Source organism: Agarivorans litoreus, assembly GCF_019649015.1.
GTDB lineage: Bacteria > Pseudomonadota > Gammaproteobacteria > Enterobacterales > Celerinatantimonadaceae > Agarivorans > Agarivorans litoreus.
Genome location: NZ_BLPI01000001.1, coordinates 92004 through 112368, shown reverse-complemented (window position 1 = coordinate 112368; position 20365 = coordinate 92004). Strand labels below are relative to the sequence as shown.

General features: G+C 42.9%; 18 protein-coding genes. 12 read left to right on the top strand and 6 right to left on the bottom strand.

Annotation, left to right across the window (positions count from 1 at the left end; all coding sequences use genetic code 11):
* Window positions 1-30 precede the first annotated feature (30 nt).
* Genes glgB through msrB form a run of 3 tightly spaced genes read left to right on the top strand, consistent with a single transcriptional unit; the run spans window position 31 to window position 4779 of the window.
* Window positions 31-2241 (top strand): 1,4-alpha-glucan branching protein GlgB, encoded by a 2211-nt coding sequence (gene glgB, locus K5L93_RS00520; RefSeq protein ID WP_220718010.1) that lies wholly within the window; start codon window positions 31-33, stop codon window positions 2239-2241.
* 49 nt (window positions 2242-2290) lie between these two features.
* Window positions 2291-4390: a glycogen debranching protein GlgX gene (gene glgX, locus K5L93_RS00515; protein WP_220718009.1), complete on the top strand. Its 2100-nt coding sequence runs from the start codon at window positions 2291-2293 to the stop codon at window positions 4388-4390.
* Window positions 4387-4779 (top strand): peptide-methionine (R)-S-oxide reductase MsrB, encoded by a 393-nt coding sequence (msrB, locus tag K5L93_RS00510; RefSeq protein ID WP_281422532.1) that lies wholly within the window; start codon window positions 4387-4389, stop codon window positions 4777-4779. Before glgX ends, msrB begins: the two co-directional genes overlap by 4 nt.
* Before the next feature lie 8 nt (window positions 4780-4787).
* On the opposite strand, the gene K5L93_RS00505 is transcribed toward msrB, so the two are convergent.
* On the bottom strand, window positions 4788-5615 hold the full coding sequence (locus K5L93_RS00505; RefSeq protein WP_220718008.1) for a DUF2989 domain-containing protein: 828 nt from the start codon (window positions 5613-5615) through the stop codon (window positions 4788-4790).
* 168 nt (window positions 5616-5783) lie between these two features.
* Here K5L93_RS00505 and K5L93_RS00500 point away from each other — a divergent pair, with 168 nt between their 5' ends.
* The gene (locus K5L93_RS00500; RefSeq protein ID WP_016403283.1) at window positions 5784-6065 is read left to right on the top strand and encodes a YeaC family protein; all 282 of its coding nucleotides are present in this window, start codon (window positions 5784-5786) and stop codon (window positions 6063-6065) included.
* On the opposite strand, the gene ansA is transcribed toward K5L93_RS00500, so the two are convergent.
* Window positions 6062-7072, bottom strand: a complete 1011-nt coding sequence (gene ansA / locus K5L93_RS00495) for an asparaginase (RefSeq protein ID WP_220718007.1) — start codon at window positions 7070-7072, stop codon at window positions 6062-6064. The genes K5L93_RS00500 and ansA overlap by 4 nt on opposite strands.
* An 83-nt stretch (window positions 7073-7155) precedes the next feature.
* On the bottom strand, window positions 7156-8982 hold the full coding sequence (gene sppA, locus K5L93_RS00490; protein WP_220718006.1) for a signal peptide peptidase SppA: 1827 nt from the start codon (window positions 8980-8982) through the stop codon (window positions 7156-7158).
* A gap of 156 nt (window positions 8983-9138) precedes the next feature.
* Between sppA and K5L93_RS00485 the strand changes: the two genes are divergently transcribed.
* The 3 genes from K5L93_RS00485 to K5L93_RS00475 all read left to right on the top strand — a co-directional run bounded on the left by K5L93_RS00485 (window position 9139) and on the right by K5L93_RS00475 (window position 12531).
* Window positions 9139-11160: an oxidoreductase gene (locus tag K5L93_RS00485; RefSeq protein WP_220718005.1), complete on the top strand. Its 2022-nt coding sequence runs from the start codon at window positions 9139-9141 to the stop codon at window positions 11158-11160.
* Window positions 11161-11370: 210 nt separating this feature from the next.
* Window positions 11371-11910, top strand: coding sequence for an NAD(P)H nitroreductase (locus K5L93_RS00480; RefSeq protein WP_220718004.1), 540 nt, complete (start codon window positions 11371-11373; stop codon window positions 11908-11910).
* Between the two features lie 6 nt (window positions 11911-11916).
* Entirely contained in the window at window positions 11917-12531 is a 615-nt protein-coding gene (locus K5L93_RS00475) for a DsbA family protein (protein ID WP_220718003.1), read from the top strand.
* On the opposite strand, the gene K5L93_RS00470 is transcribed toward K5L93_RS00475, so the two are convergent.
* Together K5L93_RS00470 and asnS are read right to left on the bottom strand one after the other, a co-directional pair.
* Window positions 12528-13208 carry a DUF3334 family protein gene (locus K5L93_RS00470; protein WP_220718002.1) on the bottom strand — a complete coding sequence of 227 codons (681 nt, stop codon included), beginning with the start codon at window positions 13206-13208 and terminating at the stop codon, window positions 12528-12530. The genes K5L93_RS00475 and K5L93_RS00470 overlap by 4 nt on opposite strands.
* A 190-nt stretch (window positions 13209-13398) precedes the next feature.
* Complete coding sequence (asnS, locus tag K5L93_RS00465) at window positions 13399-14799, bottom strand: asparagine--tRNA ligase (RefSeq protein ID WP_220718001.1); 1401 nt, start codon at window positions 14797-14799, stop codon at window positions 13399-13401.
* Between the two features lie 154 nt (window positions 14800-14953).
* On the opposite strand from asnS, the gene K5L93_RS00460 reads away from it, so the two are divergent.
* Window positions 14954-15325: a hypothetical protein gene (locus K5L93_RS00460; protein ID WP_220718000.1), complete on the top strand. Its 372-nt coding sequence runs from the start codon at window positions 14954-14956 to the stop codon at window positions 15323-15325.
* Here K5L93_RS00460 and bioA read toward each other — a convergent pair.
* Window positions 15315-16586 carry an adenosylmethionine--8-amino-7-oxononanoate transaminase gene (bioA, locus tag K5L93_RS00455; RefSeq protein ID WP_220717999.1) on the bottom strand — a complete coding sequence of 424 codons (1272 nt, stop codon included), beginning with the start codon at window positions 16584-16586 and terminating at the stop codon, window positions 15315-15317. The two genes, K5L93_RS00460 and bioA, sit on opposite strands and share 11 nt — an antisense overlap.
* A 97-nt stretch (window positions 16587-16683) precedes the next feature.
* Here bioA and bioB point away from each other — a divergent pair, with 97 nt between their 5' ends.
* Genes bioB through bioD form a run of 4 tightly spaced genes read left to right on the top strand, consistent with a single transcriptional unit; the run spans window position 16684 to window position 20357 of the window.
* The gene (bioB, locus tag K5L93_RS00450) at window positions 16684-17736 is read left to right on the top strand and encodes a biotin synthase BioB (protein WP_220717998.1); all 1053 of its coding nucleotides are present in this window, start codon (window positions 16684-16686) and stop codon (window positions 17734-17736) included.
* Window positions 17737-18912, top strand: a complete 1176-nt coding sequence (gene bioF, locus K5L93_RS00445) for an 8-amino-7-oxononanoate synthase (RefSeq protein ID WP_220717997.1) — start codon at window positions 17737-17739, stop codon at window positions 18910-18912.
* Entirely contained in the window at window positions 18899-19675 is a 777-nt protein-coding gene (gene bioC / locus K5L93_RS00440) for a malonyl-ACP O-methyltransferase BioC (protein ID WP_220717996.1), read from the top strand. The genes bioF and bioC overlap by 14 nt, the downstream gene beginning before the upstream one ends.
* Window positions 19668-20357 carry a dethiobiotin synthase gene (gene bioD / locus K5L93_RS00435; RefSeq protein ID WP_220717995.1) on the top strand — a complete coding sequence of 230 codons (690 nt, stop codon included), beginning with the start codon at window positions 19668-19670 and terminating at the stop codon, window positions 20355-20357. Before bioC ends, bioD begins: the two co-directional genes overlap by 8 nt.
* Window positions 20358-20365 lie beyond the last annotated feature (8 nt).

Genomic DNA, 20365 nt, shown 5'->3' with positions numbered 1-20365 from the left:
TTATTCTCAGGACGTTAAGGTAAGTACATAATGAAACAATCTTTGTCTTCTCAGGTTTCTAAATTAGTTCAACAATTGTCCAGCGTGCGTTTAAGTGAGCCATTTAATGCTCTTGGTTTAAACGTAAAAGCCAAAGGTAAAGGCTTGGTATTAAGGGCTTGGCAACCTGATGCAAAAGCGATAGCTGTGATGTCGCTAAATGGCGAAGTTTTGGGAGCAATGGGCCAGTTATCTCCGCAAGGCCTTTTTGAATTAGAGTTTGATACTGAAGAGCACTTTGCTTACCAGTTAGAAGTTGAATACGCCGACAGCAAACTAACAGTAGTAGACCCTTATCAATTTACCGACCAAGCTTATGAGGGTTTAGCCACAATGACTCATGCGCCGCAAAACCTTTACCAGGTGTTAGGCGCACAGGTTAAAACTATTGAAGTGGACGGCGTACAAGTAAAAGGGGTGCGGTTTGGTGTGTATGCGCCTAGTGCATCAAGTGTGAGTTTAATTGGTGATTTTAACCACTGGGATGGTCGTCGCTTGCCGATGCAGCGTTCACTAGACGGCCATTGGGTTTTGTTTGTTCCAGGATTGGATTCTGGTACCAAGTACAAGTACGAATTAAAAGATCGTCATGGTCATTCGCTGCCTCATAAAACTGACCCGGTAGGTTTTAGCTCTGAGCAGTACCCGTCATTTGCCTCAGTGGTTTGGGACCATGACCAATATCAGTGGAATGACGAAGAGTGGATACGTTCTCAAAATAACGATAAGCGTCACCAACCAATGAGCATATATGAAGTGCATCTTGGTTCTTGGCGTCGCAAAGTTGAGGCCACCGGCAACAACTATTTGAGCTATCGTGAACTAGCTGTTGAGTTGGTCCAGTATGTCAAAGAAATGGGTTACACCCACATTGAAGTATTGCCTATTTCCGAGTTTCCCTTTGATGGATCTTGGGGTTACCAGCCTATCGGTTTGTTCGCGCCAACCAGCAGATTTGGTAACCCAGATGACTTTAAATTTTTAGTCGATCAATGCCACCAAAATGGTATCGGCGTTATTGTTGATTGGGTTCCTGCGCACTTCCCAAGTGATTCTCACGGCTTAGCTCAATTTGATGGTACGCATTTATACGAGTATGAAGATCCGCGCCGTGGGTGGCACAACGATTGGAATTCATACATCTATGACTTTGGCAGAGATACCGTACGCCAATTCTTAGTTGCCAGTGCTCTAATCTGGTTAGATAAATTCCATGTGGATGGCTTACGAGTAGATGCAGTAGCATCGATGCTTTATTGGGATTACTCACGAGAAGAAGGCGAGTGGGTACCAAACGTAGATGGCGGAAATCATAACTACGAAGCTATTAGCTTACTTAAGTGGTTCAACGAAGAAGTTTATCGCCAGTACCCACATGCTATGACCATAGCTGAAGAATCGACGGCATTTTCGGGTGTTTCTCGTCCTACATTTACTGGCGGTTTAGGCTTCGGTTTTAAGTGGAATATGGGGTGGATGCATGACTCTTTAACTTATATGCAAAAAGATCCTGCATTCAGAAAGTATCACCACAACGAAATTACTTTCGCCATGGTATATAACTATGATGAGAACTTTGTATTGCCTATTTCACATGATGAAGTAGTTCACGGTAAGGGCTCATTACTAGGGAAAATGCCAGGTGATGAATGGCAACAAGCCGCTAACCTGCGCGCTTATACCGCATTTATGTACGCGCATCCGGGTAAAAAGCTAAACTTTATGGGTAACGAGATTGCACAAGCTAGTGAGTGGAATCACGATTCTAGCCTTGAGTGGAATGTATTGGAATATCCAAAACATAAAGGGCAGCAGGAGTTAGTTAAACAGCTAAACAAAGTATATCGCGAGCACCCAGCGATGTATGAAGGTGATTATGATACTCAAGGTTTTGAGTGGATTGATCACGACGACTGGGAAAAAAGTGTGTTGGTATTCCAACGTAATGCCCTAAATAGTCAGCAAAAAGTTATTGTTGTATGTAACTTTACTCCAGTTCCTCGTGATAACTATCGTTTGGCTGTGCCAGAAAAAGGCCGCTACCGGATCATTTTGAACTCAGATTCAGAAATGTACTGGGGTGGTAACTATGATGCAGGAACTGAATTCCAATCTGAATCTGTTGCTAGCCATGGTCGTGAAAATTCTGTGATTTTAAACTTGCCACCGCTATCAACATTGTATTTAATCAAAGTAGATTAAATACATTGTTAATAACCCCTCGCTGGAGCGAGGGGTTAATAAGGTTTGCATGTCTACAAGAAGTCAATTAAAGCCTTTACCTTTTAGCCTTAGTCAGTATCAGGTATCCCCTGGAAGGGACTATCCTTTAGGCGCTACTCTCGATGAAAATGGATGTAATTTTGCCATTCATGCCGGCGATGCTAAGCATATTGAGTTGTGCTTATTCGACGAACATGAAAATGAAGTCGCACGTCTAGTTTTACCTGGTAAGCAAGGCGGTATCCGTTTTGGTTATGTGAAGGGTATCAAGGTTAATCAATATTACGGCTATCGTGTTTTTGGTGCTTACCAGCCAGAACATGGCAGCTGGTACGACCCTCGAAAGCTCATTTTAGATCCCTATGCTAAAGCTATTTCACGGCCACTTATATGGGATAGTAAAGCTTACCAAGAAAATAATGCTGCTCTTATTCCAAAGTGTATTGTTTGTGATAACCATTTTGATTGGCAAGGGGTGACCAAACCTAAGGTAGAACGCCAAGATATGGTGTTGTACGAGACCCATGTAAGAGGGTTTAGTAAACTGAATGCCCAAGTTGCTGAGCACAACCGGGGTAGTTACCTAGGTGTATCAGATAGTGCAAGTATCAAACACCTAAAGGACCTAGGGATTACCTCTGTTCAGTTGCTTCCTACGGCTGCGTTTATGTCGGAACCTAGACTAAAAGGTCTTGGACTAAGCAACTATTGGGGGTACAACCCCATTTTATTTATGGCGCCGGAACCGCGTTATGCCAAAACCAATGCGCTGGTTGAGTTCAAAACCATGGTGCGAGAGCTACATCGAAATGGAATTGAGGTGATTCTGGACGTGGTGTTTAATCACACAGCAGAGTCTGGTGATGATGGCCCTACCTTATGTTATAGAGGTTTAGATAACAAACATTACTACCTGTTTGAACGAATTGGTGATAGCCCAGACTATAGCCATTACGCAAACAATACTGGATGTGGTAACAGCGTTAGTCTAGATCATCCGGTTAGTTTGAGGCTAGTGCTAGATAGTTTGCGCTATTGGGTTGACGAAATGCAGGTAGACGGCTTTCGTTTCGATTTAGCTGTTAGCCTTGGTCGAGAGAATAATCATTACACCAGTCAAGCTGCATTTTTTAAAGCTGTCGCACAAGATCCTATTTTGTCTCAAGCGAAGATGATCGCAGAACCTTGGGACATTGGCCCTAATGGTTATCAATTAGGCCACTTCCCTGAACGCTGGATGGAATGTAACGACCGATTTAGAGATACTAGCCGCGGATTTTGGAAAGGTGAGCATGGCTTATTGGGCGAGATGGCGACTCGTATTATGGGATCGCGAGATCTGTTTCTAGCCAGCCGCAGAAGTATTCACACTAGTGTTAATTATATTTGTTATCACGATGGATTTACCTTAGAAGACTTAGTTAGCTATGAGCAACGTCATAACCAAGCAAATGGTGAAGAGAATCGTGATGGTCACGGCCATAATATTTCAGCCAACTATGGTGAAGAAGGCCTAACTAAAGACAAAAAGGTTTTAGCCTTACGTCGTAAACAAAAGCGCAATTTACTCGCAACGCTGATGTTATCTCAAGGTGTGCCGCATTTTCTTGGTGGTGATGAACTTAGCCGCACTCAGCAAGGCAATAACAACGCATACTGTCAAAACAATGAAATAAGTTGGTTTAATTGGAATTTAGACCGTGATCAAAAACAGTTCTTGAACTTTTGTCAGCAACTTATGGCACTGCGCAAGCGTTCTCGTGTTTTTCACTATTTACAGTTGGAAAATGACAGCTACGAGAAATGCCATTCACAATTACATGGAGTGCGTTGGTATCGTCACGATGGTGAGAATATGCACCAAGAAGACTGGCATCAATCGCATGCTTGGGCTGTGGCAGTTGAAGTAAGAAATCTTCGAGAATCAAAAGAGCGTTGGTTATGGATTATTAACGCCAGCTCTCATGAAATTGACTTTGTGATCCCAACTGCCGAGGGTAAATCAATTTGGTGTCAACAAATGGATACTGCAAATGAGCAAGCCATATTTGAAAAGAAACTTCGCGGCGTAACTAGTGTCAAACTTAAAGCAAAATCAATGTTATTGTTGGAACAAGTAAAATCGTGAGTAAGATTGTAAAAGACGAGCAAGAATGGCATGCCTTGTTAGGTGAAATGGCTTACCAAGTAACTCGAAAAGGAGCCACTGAACGTCCATTTTCAGGTACTCTGCTACACAATAAACAGCAAGGTGTCTATCATTGTGTTTGCTGCAACCAGCTGCTATTTAACTCGGAATCAAAGTTTGATTCAGGTTGTGGCTGGCCGAGTTTTGATAAGATTGCAGAGAGCAGGGTAGTTACTTTTGTAAGAGACCAAAGTCATAATATGGAGCGGATCGAAGTACGCTGTAGCCAATGCGATGCGCATTTGGGCCATGTATTTAACGATGGCCCTACCGAGACAGGAGAGCGCTACTGTATAAATTCAGTCGCTCTAGATTTTACTGCTGAGTAAACCCGCCACTATAAACGGTATTGTCTTTTTTCTATTTGTTTAAAGATAATACTGGCTTCTTCTTTCAATACCTTCTGTTGCTCTTCTGATAGCTTTAACTTGTGGTTTAGACCGGAGTAGTCTTGTTTGCTGTGGTCCTCGAATAAGGCCGCTACTTGAGCCCACAAATAAGCCTGACGGTAATCTTTTAGCGTCATGTATTGAGAAGTAATCGCCTCTGCATATTTGGCAGGTATGGTTTCTTCCTCACCAAACAGCTTAAAGGAATTTTGCAGTATGCTGATAGTCTTTTTAGCGTCTTTGCCACTGTAGTAAATAGCCAATGTCCACTGTAAGTCGGGGTGATTAAGCTGCTCTGTTCCTTCAAGGGCAAGAAAGCGTTCTCCTGCTGCTTGATCGCGAAACTGTGTCCAGTGATACATAGACAAAAATGGGTAGTTAGACTCTTTAGTTTCTGCTTCTAGGCGTTCAAGTTCTTCTAGTGATGTTAGTAAGCCGATTACTCGTTGGGTTTTTCGAGACTTGTCGTATTTAGGTTCAATGCTGGCTGCTAGCTCTATGCAAAAATTATAATCTCGGTAGTTTTTAATCAAATGGTATTGGTTGATCTCATTTGTTTCATTCATTTCGTTGAAGCGGCTAATAATCACTCCATTGCGCTCTTTTTTACACCAGCCATCGCGATTTAAGTCTTCACATAATTCAGGGTTGCTTTTACATATACTTTTAACCGAGCGACTACCAAAGCCGAATAAATCAAATCCTGTGTCGCAACCACTTAGTACTAGAGGTAATGCTAAAAAAAAGCTATAGCCGAATGGCTTTACTAAAGACAAATCATTTCCCTGAATTCAATTTAAACAATGCTTTAATGGGCTAAGATTACCACAAATATTTTCCATATAGCTTCTCCTAATTTGCCCGATTAAGTTAACTGTTCACAATATAGCTTGGCAGTATTGTGTCGGTTTGTTAGTGTTTCCATAACATTATAGGAGTGATAAATGGATGTAGATAAATTGTTGGCTGCAATTAGCCCTGAGATTTACCAGAATATGCTAACGGCGGTAGAAACTGGTCGCTGGCCTGATGGTAAGCCAGTAACTGATGAGCAACGAGATCATACCCAGCAAATGGTTATCTTGTATCAGTCTAAACATAACCATCAGCCCCAACATTTTACTGTTGGAACAGATGGTGAGTTAGTAATGAAATCCAAACAAGAGTTGAAACGTCAGTACAAAGAGGACCAAACTATTATTAGTGTTCCTCAAAACGACAGTTAAATAGAGATTTCGCCTCGAATGTCTTGGCAAAGTAATTCACGAATTCGCTGGCTGGGTAGGTTTTTACTTAGTAAGTAATGCAATTTGGCCAGTGCCGCTTCGGTAGTCATATCGCCACCACTTACCACTCCAGCTTTCGCTAATGCATTGCCAGTAGCATAACCGCCCATGTTTACTTTACCTGTTAAACATTGGCTAAGGTTAATAACAATAATGCCTCTATCGCTAGCTTCTTGTAATTGCTCTAACATTGATTGATGCTGTGGGGCATTACCTACACCGTAACTTAGTAGTATTAACGCCTTAACGGGTTGAAGTAGCAAATTTCCAATAACTTCAGTTGATATTCCAGGGTAGAGGCTAACCACTCCTATAGGTTGCGGCACAATGGGGCTGATTTGTAGAGCACTAATCCCTGTTGGTCGAACTTGCCCTGTGATAACTTCAATATCAATGCCAGCTTTTAACAACGGCGGGAAATTAGGCGACATAAAGGCATCGAATCCGTCAGCATGCGCTTTAGTGCTTCTGTTTCCCCGTAACAATTTGTTGTTAAAGAATAAGCATACTTCATGAACTGGGTAATACGCCGCTAGGTACAAGGCATTTAGTAAGTTGGTTTGCCCATCTGATCGCAATTCACTAAGTGGAATTTGCGAACCAGTAACAATTACCGGTTTGCTTAAGTTCTCTAGCATAAAGGATAGAGCAGACGCTGTGTAAGCCATAGTGTCGGTGCCGTGCAGCACTACAAAGCCATCGTATTTTTCGTAGTTGGCTTGTATATCCTCAGCAATTAGTTGCCAATGCTGCGGATCCATATCTGCGGAATCTATTAGGGGAGAAAACTCATGTACCGTGAATTCGGGCATTTCATCGCGTTTGAACTCTGGCATCGCTTCTAGGCAATCACCCATGAACCCGGCAACAGGCACGTAGCCTCTTTCGCTACGTTGCATGCCGATGGTGCCGCCAGTATAAGCAATATATATTGATTTTCGATTCATCAGACTATAATTCAAAGAATTTGTGAAATTATAGTCTGATGTTTGTCTAAAGTAATTAGCCGTTTTTGTTTATTTAATTTGGCCTAAAATTGTTCACATACCGCACAGAAGCTGTATTGACCAAGTGGGTCGCTAAACTTGTCTATTGCAGGCGCTTGTCCAGCAATTTGGTTAAATAACTGCCAATTAGGAACAACATTAGCTAGCGCAGCACTAATTTGGCTGTCAAAGAATTGGGCAATTAGACGCTCTCTTGGGTTAAGCGGAGGAGTTAACGTTTCTACTTGGTAAGAATCCAACTCGTTTATACTCGCCGCGTAATCAATTGCGTCGTTTAAATCCCCTAGTTGGTCAACTAAGCCGTTGTTTAGTGCATCTTGGCCAGTCCAAATTCGTCCTTCGGCGATCTTTTCCATCTCAGATAACGGGATGTCTCGTCCAGCAGAAACTAGCGACAAAAAGTCGTGATATCCGTGTTCAACATTAAGTTGAATAATCTCAGCTAACTCTTTTGGTAAGGGCTGGAAAGGGCCAATCTCTGCCAGTGGGCTGGTTGCATAACCATCACTGCTAATGCCTAGTTTGGCTAAGGCATTTTCTAAAGTGGCAAACATACCAAAAATACCTATAGAACCAGTAATGGTTGTAGGGCTAGCAAAAATTTGATCCGCAGTTGATGATATCCAATAGCCGCCGCTAGCGGCTACGCTGCCCATGGAAACAACTACAGGAATTCCTTGTTCTTGGATTTGCTGCAATTTTTCACGGATAAGCTCTGAGGCAAATGCGCTTCCACCAGGGCTGTCTACGCGCATCACTACCGCTTTAATCTGCTCATCATCCAATACTTGATTGAGCTGGGCTAATACGGTGTCGGCTGCAATTACCTTTTCTTGTCCGCGGCCTCCCACAATGGCGCCTTGGGCAACAATAAGAGCGATTTTGTTTTCACTAGAAGGGTCATCTGCAACGTTTTGCAGATACTCAACGTAATGGCGAGCTTGATAGCTATCTCCTTCGTCATTTTTACCAAAAGTATCCACTAATATTTGTTTAGCTTGAGCGCGGGTAGTTAACTGGTCAACTAAACCAAATTTTTCTGCATATCGTGCCCCGTTGCCATCTACTGTTTTTAAGCGTGCTAGCAAAGCCGAAGGTTCAGGCAGAAGGTGATTGACCGATAGTTGACGGTTGTTTGCAACGGTATCTAAATAAGCAGACCACAATTGGTCCATCCAACGCGCTAAATCCTGTTTTGCTTCATCAGACATATCGTTGCGCAGATAGGGCTCTACAAACGATTTGTGGGTGCCTACACGAAACACGTGAGTGGTGATATCTAACTTGTCGATGGCATCTTTAAAAAACAAACGACGCGAGTTCATACCACGCATCAATACTGCGCCTTTTGGATTCAGCAATAACTGATCTGCAAAACTGGCTAAATAGTATTGGTGTTGGTCATAGTAGTCGGCATAAGCAATGATGGGTTTGTCGCTGTCTTTAAATCTTTCTAAGGCTTTGCCAATAATTGCTAATTTAGTCTGGCTAGTATTTGGCATTGCACCAAGCTCCAAAACTAATCCGGTAATGTTGCTATCAATCCTAGCTTCATCAATGGCTTTAACCACATTGTGCAGGTCAATCTCTTTTTCTGTGTTATTACCTAATAATTCGTTACTTAGCTCGGCCATCGGATTAACACGTTGGCGCTGCTCTACTATTTGACCATCTAATACAAGCCTTAGAGCTGCAGCACTTGGTGGTTCAACGGGATCTTGACTAACACTGCTTAATGCAATGATGACCATCACAACCATAAACAACAGAAACAAATTAACTAAAAGGGAGCGGATGAAGTTTAAGGTTCGCCAGAAAAAGCGAAATATGTTCTTAATTAATTTAAACACTGTGGGTCACTTAATAATGTCAACAATAACTAAACGTTACCATAGTCATATAAAACAGGCACCTGCAAATATTTAAACAAATGTTTGAAACAAAGGTTTGGTTTGTATACTCTATTAACAGTTTCATAACATTAACCAAGGATTGAGGTTACACAGATGACCAAGTACCCCCATTTACTAGCGCCATTAGACTTAGGTTTTACCCAATTGCAAAGCCGGGTATTAATGGGGTCTATGCATACTGGTTTAGAAGAAGAGAAGGGTGGTTTCGAAAAACTCGCTGCCTTTTATGCACTAAGAGCAAAAGGTGGGGTAGGTTTAATTGTTACCGGTGGTATCGCCCCTAATTTTAGAGGACGCTTAGCGCCAAACGGCTGCCAGTTAAGTTTTCCTTGGCAAGTAAAAAAGCATCGCACTATTACCGACGCGGTGCATAAAGAGGGCGGAAAAATCGCCCTGCAAATATTGCATGCTGGCCGATACGGATACCATCCATTTAATGTTAGTGCTAGTAAGATTAAAGCGCCCATTTCCCCTTTTAAACCTAAGGCAATGAGCGAGCGGCAAATAAAAAACACCATTGAAGATTTTGCCAACAGCGCAAAATTGGCTAAAAAAGCCGGTTATGATGGTGTCGAAATCATGGGTTCTGAAGGGTACCTAATTAACCAGTTTATTTGCGCACGCACTAACCAGCGTAGTGATGGTTGGGGAGGCAATTACCAAAATCGTATTAAATTCCCTCTAGAAATTGTTAAGAAAACACGTGCTGCCGTTGGAGACGATTTTATCATTGTATTTCGTCTTTCGATGTTAGATTTGGTTGAAAAGGGCAGCACTTACGACGAAGTTGTCACCCTAGCTAAAGCACTTGAACAAGCCGGTGTAACTATTCTAAATACTGGTATTGGCTGGCACGAAGCTCGTGTACCAACTATCGCCACCAGTGTGCCACGAGCAGCTTTTGCTTGGGTAACAGAAAAAATAAAGCAACATGTTAGTATCCCCATGGTTGCTGTAAACCGAATTAATACACCTGATGTAGCAGAGAACATATTGCGATCAGGGCAAGCTGATATGGTTTCCATGGCAAGGCCATTATTAGCTGATCCTATGTTTGTAGAAAAAGCCAAAAATAATCAAGCGGCTCTAATAAATACCTGTATTGGCTGTAACCAAGCTTGCTTAGATCATGTCTTTAAACAACAGCGAGCGAGTTGCTTAGTTAATCCGCAAGCCTGTTATGAAACAGAGCTTACCTTTGAAAAAAGCTCAAGCAGTAAAACTATTGCCGTTGTGGGAGCGGGGCCCGCTGGACTGGCATTTTCTTGTTATGCTGCGGAGCGAGGACACACAGTTACCATCTACGACCAAGGTTCTCAGATTGGTGGCCAGTTTAACTATGCTAAGCAGATCCCAGGCAAGGAAGAGTTCTACGAAACCTTACGTTATTTTGCTAATAGAATTAAACAGCTAAATATTAAGGTTGAATTAGAAACTAAAGTTGATGCGCCAATGTTAGCTGGATTAAATGCAGATGAAGTCGTAATAGCTACCGGTATTTCTCCAAGAACCCCTCCGATAGAAGGCATAGAGCACATTAAAGTGTATAACTATTTGGATGTATTAAGAGATCAAAAAGAAGTAGGAGAACGAGTTGCGATTATTGGCGCTGGCGGAATAGGCTTCGATGTAGCCGAGTTTTTGGTTGAACAAAAGCCTTCGTTATCAACCAATGTTGGACGTTGGCTTGACAATTGGGGAATAGATAGCAGTATGGCAGAAGCCGGTGGATTAAAAGAGCACACCAATCATCCTGCTTTGCGTAAGGTGTATTTATGCCAACGTAAAGCCAGTAAGGTAGGGAAAAACCTGGGCAAAACTACCGGTTGGATCCATCGAGAAACCTTAAAGAAAAACCAAGTAGAAATGCTAGCGGGCGTTGAATACAAAAAGATAGATGATCAAGGCTTACATATTTCCGTTAATGGCAAAGACTCGATTCTTGAAGTTGACCATGTGGTGGTTTGTGCTGGGCAAGAGCCGTTAAGAACCTTGCATGATGATTTAACTGCACTTGGTGTTAGCTCTCACCTTATAGGTGGAGCAGATGTAGCAGCAGAGCTTGATGCCAAGCGTGCTATTCGCCAAGGTGCTGAACTAGCGGCGCTTATTTAACTTAAGCCAACGCTGAACAAGAGCAGCTGTTTGCTTGGGGTTTTGTTTTACCCAATCTTGCAACTGCTTGAGTTGTTGTTGACGTATTTTGTTTATATGTTGATGCCGCTCTAAAACCATTTCAAAAGCGCCTAAACCTGTGGGTACTTGGCTTTACTTTTAGCATAATTCGCGCACAATGGCGCTATATTTAAGTGGTTAAGGAAAACAATGAAAGCCTTAGATTTATTACTAAATCGTCACTCTTGCGCGCGTTTAGCTGCACCAGCACCAGAAGGTGCAGAGTTGGAAACCATTTGGAAGGCTGGCCTTAGAGCGCCCGACCATGGAGGCTTAAGTCCATGGAGGTTTATTCATGTTAGTGGTGAAGGCCTTTCAAAGCTTGCGGGAATTTTTGAACAAGCTGCTCTGGCAGAAGAGGGTGATGCAGAAAAAGCTAAAACCATGCCGTTTCGTGCCCCGTTAATTACTATTGTCATTGCCTCACCGAAAACCCATTCAAAAGTACCTGAGATTGAACAAGTACTGTCAGCCGGTTGTGCTGTGCATGCCATGCAAATGGCTGCCTATGCCCAAGGGTATAATGGTATTTGGCGAACAGGGCCTATGGCGTATAGCTCAATCGTAAATCATGAACTTGGTTTAGTTGAACATGAATCAATTGTGGGCTTTCTTTATTTAGGTAGCCCACAAACTAAGGTAGCTAAGCCAAGGGAATTACCATTTAAAGACTATGTCACTTGGTTGTAAGTACTTATGGCTAAAGACCGACTGTACTACGTTCATGACCCTATGTGTTCTTGGTGCTGGGGTTATAAGCCAACATTGTTAGAGCTTGAGCAGATATTACCTAGCAATATCGAGTTGGTTTACTTACTCGGTGGTTTAGCGCCCGACTCAGATCTTGAAATGCCTGTAGAGATGCAGGCTTTTTTGCAGCAAACTTGGCGAAAGATTGCCAATCAATTGGGGGCACAATTCAATTACCAGTTTTGGGAATTAAATACCCCAAGACGTTCTACCTATCCAGCTAATCGAGCAGTTCTTGCTTCGAAGCAGCAGGGTGCTGAGAAAGCGATGATAGTTGCTATTCAGCAGGCTTATTATTTAGACGCAAAAAATCCCTCAGACCTATCTGTGTTAATTGATTTAGCTGAAGGATTAAACGTAGACCTAGAGAGGTTTAAGACTGATATCAGCAGTGAACAACTGAATGCTAATTTACTCGAAGAAATTCAGTTTGCTCGAAGCCTGCCTATTCAAGGTTTCCCATCTTTAGTGCTAGAGAAAGATGGTCATTTTCATTCGGTGGGTTTAAATTATAAAGATGCTCAAGCAAGCCTTGAGCATATTCAACAGTTACTGGCTTAAATACCTAGCTCGTCAAGTAAGTCTTGATCAATGGTTTGCGCTACGTCTTTGGGCTCTTGCTGTGCTTTCTTCTGTGTAGCGGCTTGCTCGATAAGATCATCTGGATCAACATCGTCTTCTGTTTCAAACTCATGAAGTTTAATAAACTCAGTTTTATCCATGGCCAGTTCAAGATAGAAGATGTTGTTCTTAGCGGTAGTGAAGGTTACTCGCCTAGCTTGAGGTCGGTCCAAGTTAGTATCAATTGAGATTAAAACTTGCTTGTTTAAAGCCAACATTTTGGGTTGGTTTTGAGTGAGCGAGGTTTGTAATTCTTTACCAATAACACCCGTAAAGTAACCCACCATCTGATTCATTAATTCACCCATTACGTTACCCACTTCGTCAGCGGTATGTTGCTGAGCGAGTTCTGATTCTGGGATCCCCATGTGAAGCATGTAATTGCGGTAAATTTCCATGGCCGCATCTGCAGTAAAGTTAATAACCACTAAACCAGAGAAGCCGCCATCAAACAGAACAAAGCAGCCAATATCTGGCTTTAAACAAGTCTTGTTTATCTTTTGCACCATGGCTGAATACTTAATTTCACTGGTGGTAGCCTTGCTCAATACATTGGTTACCGAGTTACACAAGGTAAGTAATACGTCTTCAGTGGTTACAACTTTTAATTTTTTCATGTAAATCCTTTTTAACTACTTCCCGGCCGCGCCGTGGTAATGGGCTTAAGTATGGATGATGAATACAAAGCTGTATAGCTTTGATTGCTATGGTATATGCTGCAAAGAGTTCGAGTGTGAGGATGATCTAGAAATAAAAAAGCCTCAAATAAATTGAGGCTTTTAGCGATATTTAGTGATTAACTAAATATTAGTATTCGGCGTTTTTAGGTGCGCGTGGAAACGGTATTACGTCACGAATATTGCTTACGCCGGTCACGTAAGATACTAAGCGCTCGAAACCTAAACCAAAGCCTGAATGCGGTACAGTGCCGTAACGACGCAGGTCGCGGTACCAAGAGTAGTCATCTTTATTAAGGTCTAGCTCTAGTAAACGGGCGTCTAGCACATCTAAACGCTCTTCACGTTGGCTACCGCCAATGATTTCGCCAATGCCTGGTGCTAGAACGTCCATCGCTGCTACAGTTTTACCATCGTCATTCTGACGCATGTAAAACGCCTTAATGTCTTTAGGGTAGTTTTTAACAACCACTGGCGCTTTAAAGTGTTCTTCTGCCAAGTAACGCTCGTGCTCTGAAGACATATCGATGCCCCATTCTACGTTGTACTCAAACTTCTTACCGCTATCCTTAAGGATTTGAATTGCATCGGTATAGTCTACCTGTGCAAAATCGGCATTTACAAAGTTCTCTAAACGGCTAATAGCTTCTTTGTTGATACGTTGGGCAAAGAAGTTCATGTCGTCCATGCGCTCATCAAGAACCGCTTTGAATACATACTTCAACATGTCTTCGGCTAATTTTGCTACGTCTTCTAAGTCAGCAAAGGCCACTTCAGGTTCAACCATCCAAAACTCAGCCAAGTGACGGCTAGTGTTTGAGTTTTCGGCGCGGAAAGTTGGGCCAAAGGTATACACTTTAGACAAGGCACAAGCGTATGTTTCAGCATTTAACTGACCAGATACTGTCAAGAACGTTTCTTTGCCAAAAAAGTCTTGTTGATAGTCGATATCGCCTTTTTCACTTAACGGTAGGTTGTTCATGTCTAGAGTAGATACACGGAACATTTCACCAGCGCCTTCAGTATCACTACCGGTAATAATTGGCGTGCTTACCCAAACATAACCTTGTTCGTGGTAAAAGCGGTGAATGGCTTGCGATAAACAGTTGCGTACACGGGTTACCGCGCCAATTACATTGGTGCGAGGGCGCAAGTGAGCGTGTTCACGTAGGTACTCAATGCTGTGGCGTTTAGCCGACATTGGGTAGCTGTCTGGGTTTTCTACCCAACCAAGCACTTCAACTTCTGTAGCTTGAATTTCAAATGATTGGCCTTTACCTGGAGATTCAACGACTTCACCAGTTACAACAACCGAACAGCCGGCAGTTAGTTTAACGACATCATTCTCATAATTGGCTAGGGTATTAGGTGCCACAGCTTGAACGGCGTCGAAACACGAACCGTCATGAATGGCTAAGAAAGAAAGACCTGCTTTTGAATCACGACGAGTGCGGATCCACCCCTTAATTGTTACTTGTTGACCAACGCTGAACTTTCCGCTCAAAACGTCTGTCACTGAAGAATGCGTCATAGCAAACAACTGCTCCGATTTGATAGTGCTAATATTGTAAGGTGACCAATGTTACTTCTTAGGGCTAAAGACTCAAGTAAAAATTGATAAAACTCTGGAAATCGATAACTTATGTTGAGCAAATACGCTTGTTGGAAGAAAGGTGAGTGGGTTAATGCGGCAAAACAGAAGAGAACGTCGAAAAGGGCCTGATGGTCTTCAAAAGCTATTTGTGATTATTTCCTTGTTAGCTTGGACAATGTTCATCGGTTCTTTGGTGGTTTATCATTACGCAAGACCAGAAATAGCTTACAGCGCTTTTCAAACCACCGACGGGCAAGGATATAGAGACCACTGGATAGAGGATTTAAGGCAAGTATTTGTGTTTTTGCTGTGGGGCTGCTGTGGCATTACCTTAGCGGGTATCTTTGTTAACTGGAGTCGCTCTCGCCGCAAAACAGACTATTTTAAAATGAACATGGGCCTGTTAGCGGCGATTGTTATCGCTATTTTGTTGTTCTATTACCTTAAGCTGTTTAGAGGCTAGTCAGCACCTTATAAATAGCATCAGTCAACTTTTGAAGCTGGCTTGCTGAAATGGTGTAGGGTGGCATGATGTAAATTAGTTTTCCAAAGGGCCTTATCCATACACCGAGTTCCACAAATTTCGCTTGAATGTCTGCTAGATTCACCGCCTGCTTTGTCTCAACCACGCCAATGGCTCCTAACACCCTAACATCTGTTACGGCTCCTAAGCTTAGGCACTGTTTAAGTTGAGTCTTAAGTGATTGTTCAATCGTCGCAACCTTAGTTTGCCAGTCTGAAGCAATAAGCAGGTCAATGCTGGCATTTGCCACCGCGCATGCTAGTGGGTTACCCATAAACGTTGGACCATGCATGAATACGCCAGCCTCTCCACTACAAATCGTATTAGCAACAGATTTGCTGGTGATGGTCGCGGCAAGGCTCATGTAGCCACCCGTTAAGCCTTTGCCTAGACAAAGTATGTCGGGCTCTATCTCTGCATGCTCGCAGGCGAACAGTTTACCGGTTCGACCAAAGCCGGTGGCAATTTCGTCGGCAATTAATAATAGCCGGTATTGGTCACACAGTTTTCGCAGTTCTTTTAAGTATTGAGGGTGGTAAATACGCATACCTCCAGCGCCTTGAACTACTGGTTCTAAAATCACAGCCGCTATGGACTGATGATGTTGCTCGAGCATCTTCTGCATTGGTTCGATGTCTGCTGGATCCCACGTTTCCTCAAAGCGAGTTTGCGGCGCTTCGCAAAACAGATGCTCGGGTAAGAAGCCTTGATAGAGTTGATGCATACCGCCATCTGGGTCACAGACCGACATAGCGCCAAAGGTGTCTCCATGGTAGCCGTTTCTTATGGTGGCAAACTTGGCACGTTTTTCACCTTTTGCGTGCCAGAACTGCAGCGCCATTTTTAACGCAACTTCAACCGCAACTGAGCCTGAATCACTAATAAACACTTGCTCTAAACTTGGTGGTGTTAGCGCAACTAGCTTTTTAGCCAGCTCTACGGCTGGTTTATGAGTGAGTCCGCCAAACATCACGTGCGACATATTGCCAAGTTGGTGAGCGGCTGCTTGGTCTAGCTCAGGCACTTTATAACCATGAATACATGCCCACCAAGAAGCCATGCCATCAACGAGCCGAGTACCGTCTTCTAAAATGATCTCGCAACCTTCGGCAGAGCTTACTGGATAACAGGGCAGTGGGTTTATAGATGACGTATAGGGATGCCATAAATGTTGTTGGTCGTAATCTAAATCTATGCTCATTTTTTAACCTTTGGTAAAGTTATCAGTTTTTTAAAGTTGACAGCGGCTTGGCTGTCGCTAGACTAGCGGATTATTATTTTTAAAGAAAGCTTCTCAAATGACTCAAGCACTCCGCCACGATTGGACCGTACAGGAAGTAAACGATTTGTTTGCTTTGCCATTTAACGATTTATTGTTTCAGGCTCAATGTGCGCATCGCGCCAATTTTGATCCAAACCAAGTGCAAGTTTCTACCTTGTTATCGATTAAAACTGGCGCGTGTCCAGAGGATTGTAAGTATTGCCCACAAAGTGCTCACCATAAAACTGACCTAAAAACAGAGCGTCTATTAGAGGTTGAACATGTGCTGAGCGAGGCCAAAAAAGCCAAAGCAAACGGTTCAACTCGCTTTTGTATGGGGGCCGCATGGAAAAACCCTAAACAGCGCGATATGCCTTACTTAGTAAAAATGGTAGAAGGCGTGAAACAAATGGGCATGGAAACTTGTATGACCCTAGGCATGTTAGAGAAGCAGCAAGCTGAAGAACTGGCCGACGCAGGTTTAGATTACTACAACCATAACCTTGATACTTCACGCGAGTATTACCAAGAGATTATTACCACCCGTACTTACGACCAACGCCTAGATACTCTCGATAACGTGCGCTCAGCAGGTATGAAAGTGTGCTCAGGTGGCATTATGGGGATGGGCGAGACAGCTACAGACAGAAGTGGTTTATTGGTTCAGTTGGCTAATCTACCTCGCCATCCTGAAAGTGTTCCCATTAACATGCTGGTAAAAGTGAAGGGTACTTTACTTGAAGATGTTGATGATATGGACCAATTTGAGTTTATTCGCTGTATAGCGGTTGCTCGTATCATGATGCCTCGCTCGCATGTGCGTTTATCGGCAGGACGTGAAGAAATGAACGAGCAGGTTCAAGCACTATGTTTTATGGCTGGCGCCAACTCTATTTTTTACGGGTGTAAGTTACTCACTACGCCAAATCCTGATGAAAACCAGGACATGCAGTTGTTTAAAAAGCTAGGTATTCGCCCTGAGCCAGCAGCGCTAAAAAATGGTACTGAAGAGCAAGAAGAAGATCTTTACAAAACTTTGGTGAAACAGCAGCAAAAAAACAGCCCTTCACAATTTTATGACGCCTCATAAATGGCATTTGAGTTTGTAAAACAGCAAGTAGAAAAGCGCAAACAGCAACAGTTGTTTCGCCAGCGCCGATGTCAATCTAGCGCCCAAGGGCGTTTGATCGACATTAATAACCAACAGTTTGTAAATTTCTCAAGTAATGACTATCTAGGTCTATCTCACCACCCAAGAGTCATTGACGCTTGGATAAAAGGTGCCGAGCGTTATGGAGTGGGAAGTGGTGGTTCTCCGTTGGTAACCGGTTTTCAAAAAGCGCATTACCAATTGGAAGAAACACTTTGTGAATGGCAGGGGCGTGAAGGTGCATTGCTATTTAACAGCGGTTTTTCAGCTAATCAGAGTGTTATCAAAGCTCTACTCAAAAAAAATGATGTGCTGATCCAAGATAAACTTAACCACGCCTCATTGATGGAAGCTGGCGTATTGTGTGATGCAAACTTTAGCCGTTTTCAACATAACTCAGTAAGTCAGCTTGCTAAAAGGTTAGAAAGCCAACAAGGTGAAAACCGTTTAGTGATCACCGAAGGCGTTTTTAGCATGGACGGTGATCAAGCACCATTAAAGCCCATTAGTGATTTATGTAAACAACACAATGCTTGGTTAATGGTTGATGATGCCCACGGTGTGGGATGCCTAGGTGATCAAGGCAGAGGTTCTGCAGACCAACAAAACCTGACTCCTAGCGATGTACAAATTCAAATGTTAACTTTTGGCAAAGCACTGGGTGTTTCTGGTGCAACGATTTTGTGTGACCAAGCGCTCAAAGACTATTTGATTAATTTTGACAAAAGTTATGTCTACTCAACAGCGATGCCAGCAGCCCAAGCTTGCGCAGTAACCGAAGCTATTCGGGTGCTACAAACGCAGCCAGAATTGCAGCAACAGTTAGCTGAAAATATTGCACTGTTTAGATCGTTAGCAATCGAAAACCATATTGCAGTTGCCGATTCAAATACTGCTATTCAACCAATTATTATCGGTGAGGCGGACAAAGCATTAGCAATGGCCGAGTCGTTGCAAGGCAAAGGTTTTTGGATCTCTGCAATTCGTCCTCCTACAGTGCCAGTAAACACCGCTAGGCTGCGGGTAACCTTAAGTAGTCATCACCAAGCCCAAGATATTGTTGATCTTGTAAATGCTATTCATGAAGTAAGTAAAGAAAACTATGGTCATCGATAAACAGCAGGTTGCTCGTCACTTCTCCAAAGCCGCTGATACTTATAATGAATATGCCGAGTTGCAACGCAATATTGGCGAAACCTTATTAAGCTACTTACCTAATAAGGTTTATCCTCTAGCTATAGATTTAGGCTGTGGCACTGGCTATTTCTCTCGTTCTCTAAAGGCTCACTCATCTCACGTTGTGGCCTTAGATTTGTCTTTAGCAATGGTAATTAAAGCAAAGCACTATGCTCAGCCAGGTGCAGCGTTGGTTAGTGATGCCGAACACTTAGGCTTAGCCGACAATAGTGTAGATTTAGTATTTTCAAGCTTAGCATTGCAGTGGTGCAATGATCTTTCCTCTGCATTGAAAGAAATTAAACGGGTACTTAAGCCAAATGGGGTTTTGTTATTTTCCACCCTCAGCCAAGGTACCTTATCTGAGTTAGAGCAAGCGTGGTCTAGTATCGATTCCCACCGTCATGTAAACCGATTCCTAACTCAGGAAGATATTGTACAAGCGGCTAGCAAAGCCGGTTTTACTAATGCCAAGTTTCACCATGAGCAACGAACTCTTTGGTATGAGCATGCCTTTTTGTTGCTAGCGGATTTAAAAGGTATCGGCGCAAACTATGTGGTTGGGGGAGAGCCAAATTCAACAAATCGCGGTCAACTAAAGGCTATGGCTAGAAACTACAAGGAAATGTTCGGCCAAGCAACCAACAACATGCAAATTAGTGCCACCTATAAAGTAAGCTATGGAGTATTGATTAATGACTAAGTCTGTTTTTATCACTGGTACTGATACGGAAGTAGGTAAGACCGTAGTAAGTTGTGGCCTGGTAAAAGCGTTACACAACAAGTTCTCAATTGTGAATGGGTTTAAACCCATTGCAGCTGGAACTGAAATATTTGATTCAGTTGAAGGCAATGAAGATGCGCTGGCATTAATGAAGGTCAACTCTAGTGAACTCGACTATGCAGAAGTAAATCCAGTAATGCTAAAACATGCGATAGCGCCGCATATCGCTGCGAAGCTTGAGAAAAAGCCGGTTGATAGCGCGTTAATGGCCAGTGGATTACAGCGTTTAGTTGGTAAATCAGATTTTGTTGTGGTTGAAGGAGCAGGCGGCTGGCATGTGCCACTTAATGAACAAGGGCTGATGATGTCTGATTGGGTAGCTTCGCAAGGTTTACCAGTAGTGTTGGTTGTCGGGGTAAAGCTTGGATGTCTTAATCATGCCTTGCTAAGCGCTGAAGCGATAAAAGCCAGTGGTTGTAATTTGGTCGCTTGGGTAGCTAATAATTTAAGTGAGCCTTCAGATATATCAAAATTGAATATCAGCTATTTGCAAGATGCCATAGATGCTCCTTGTATCGCTGAACTTCCTTATAGCACCAGCCTTAATGCTGACTTAGCAGCGGAATGCTTTGATATAGATGCTCTAGTCAGTCAAATCTAAACGTATTT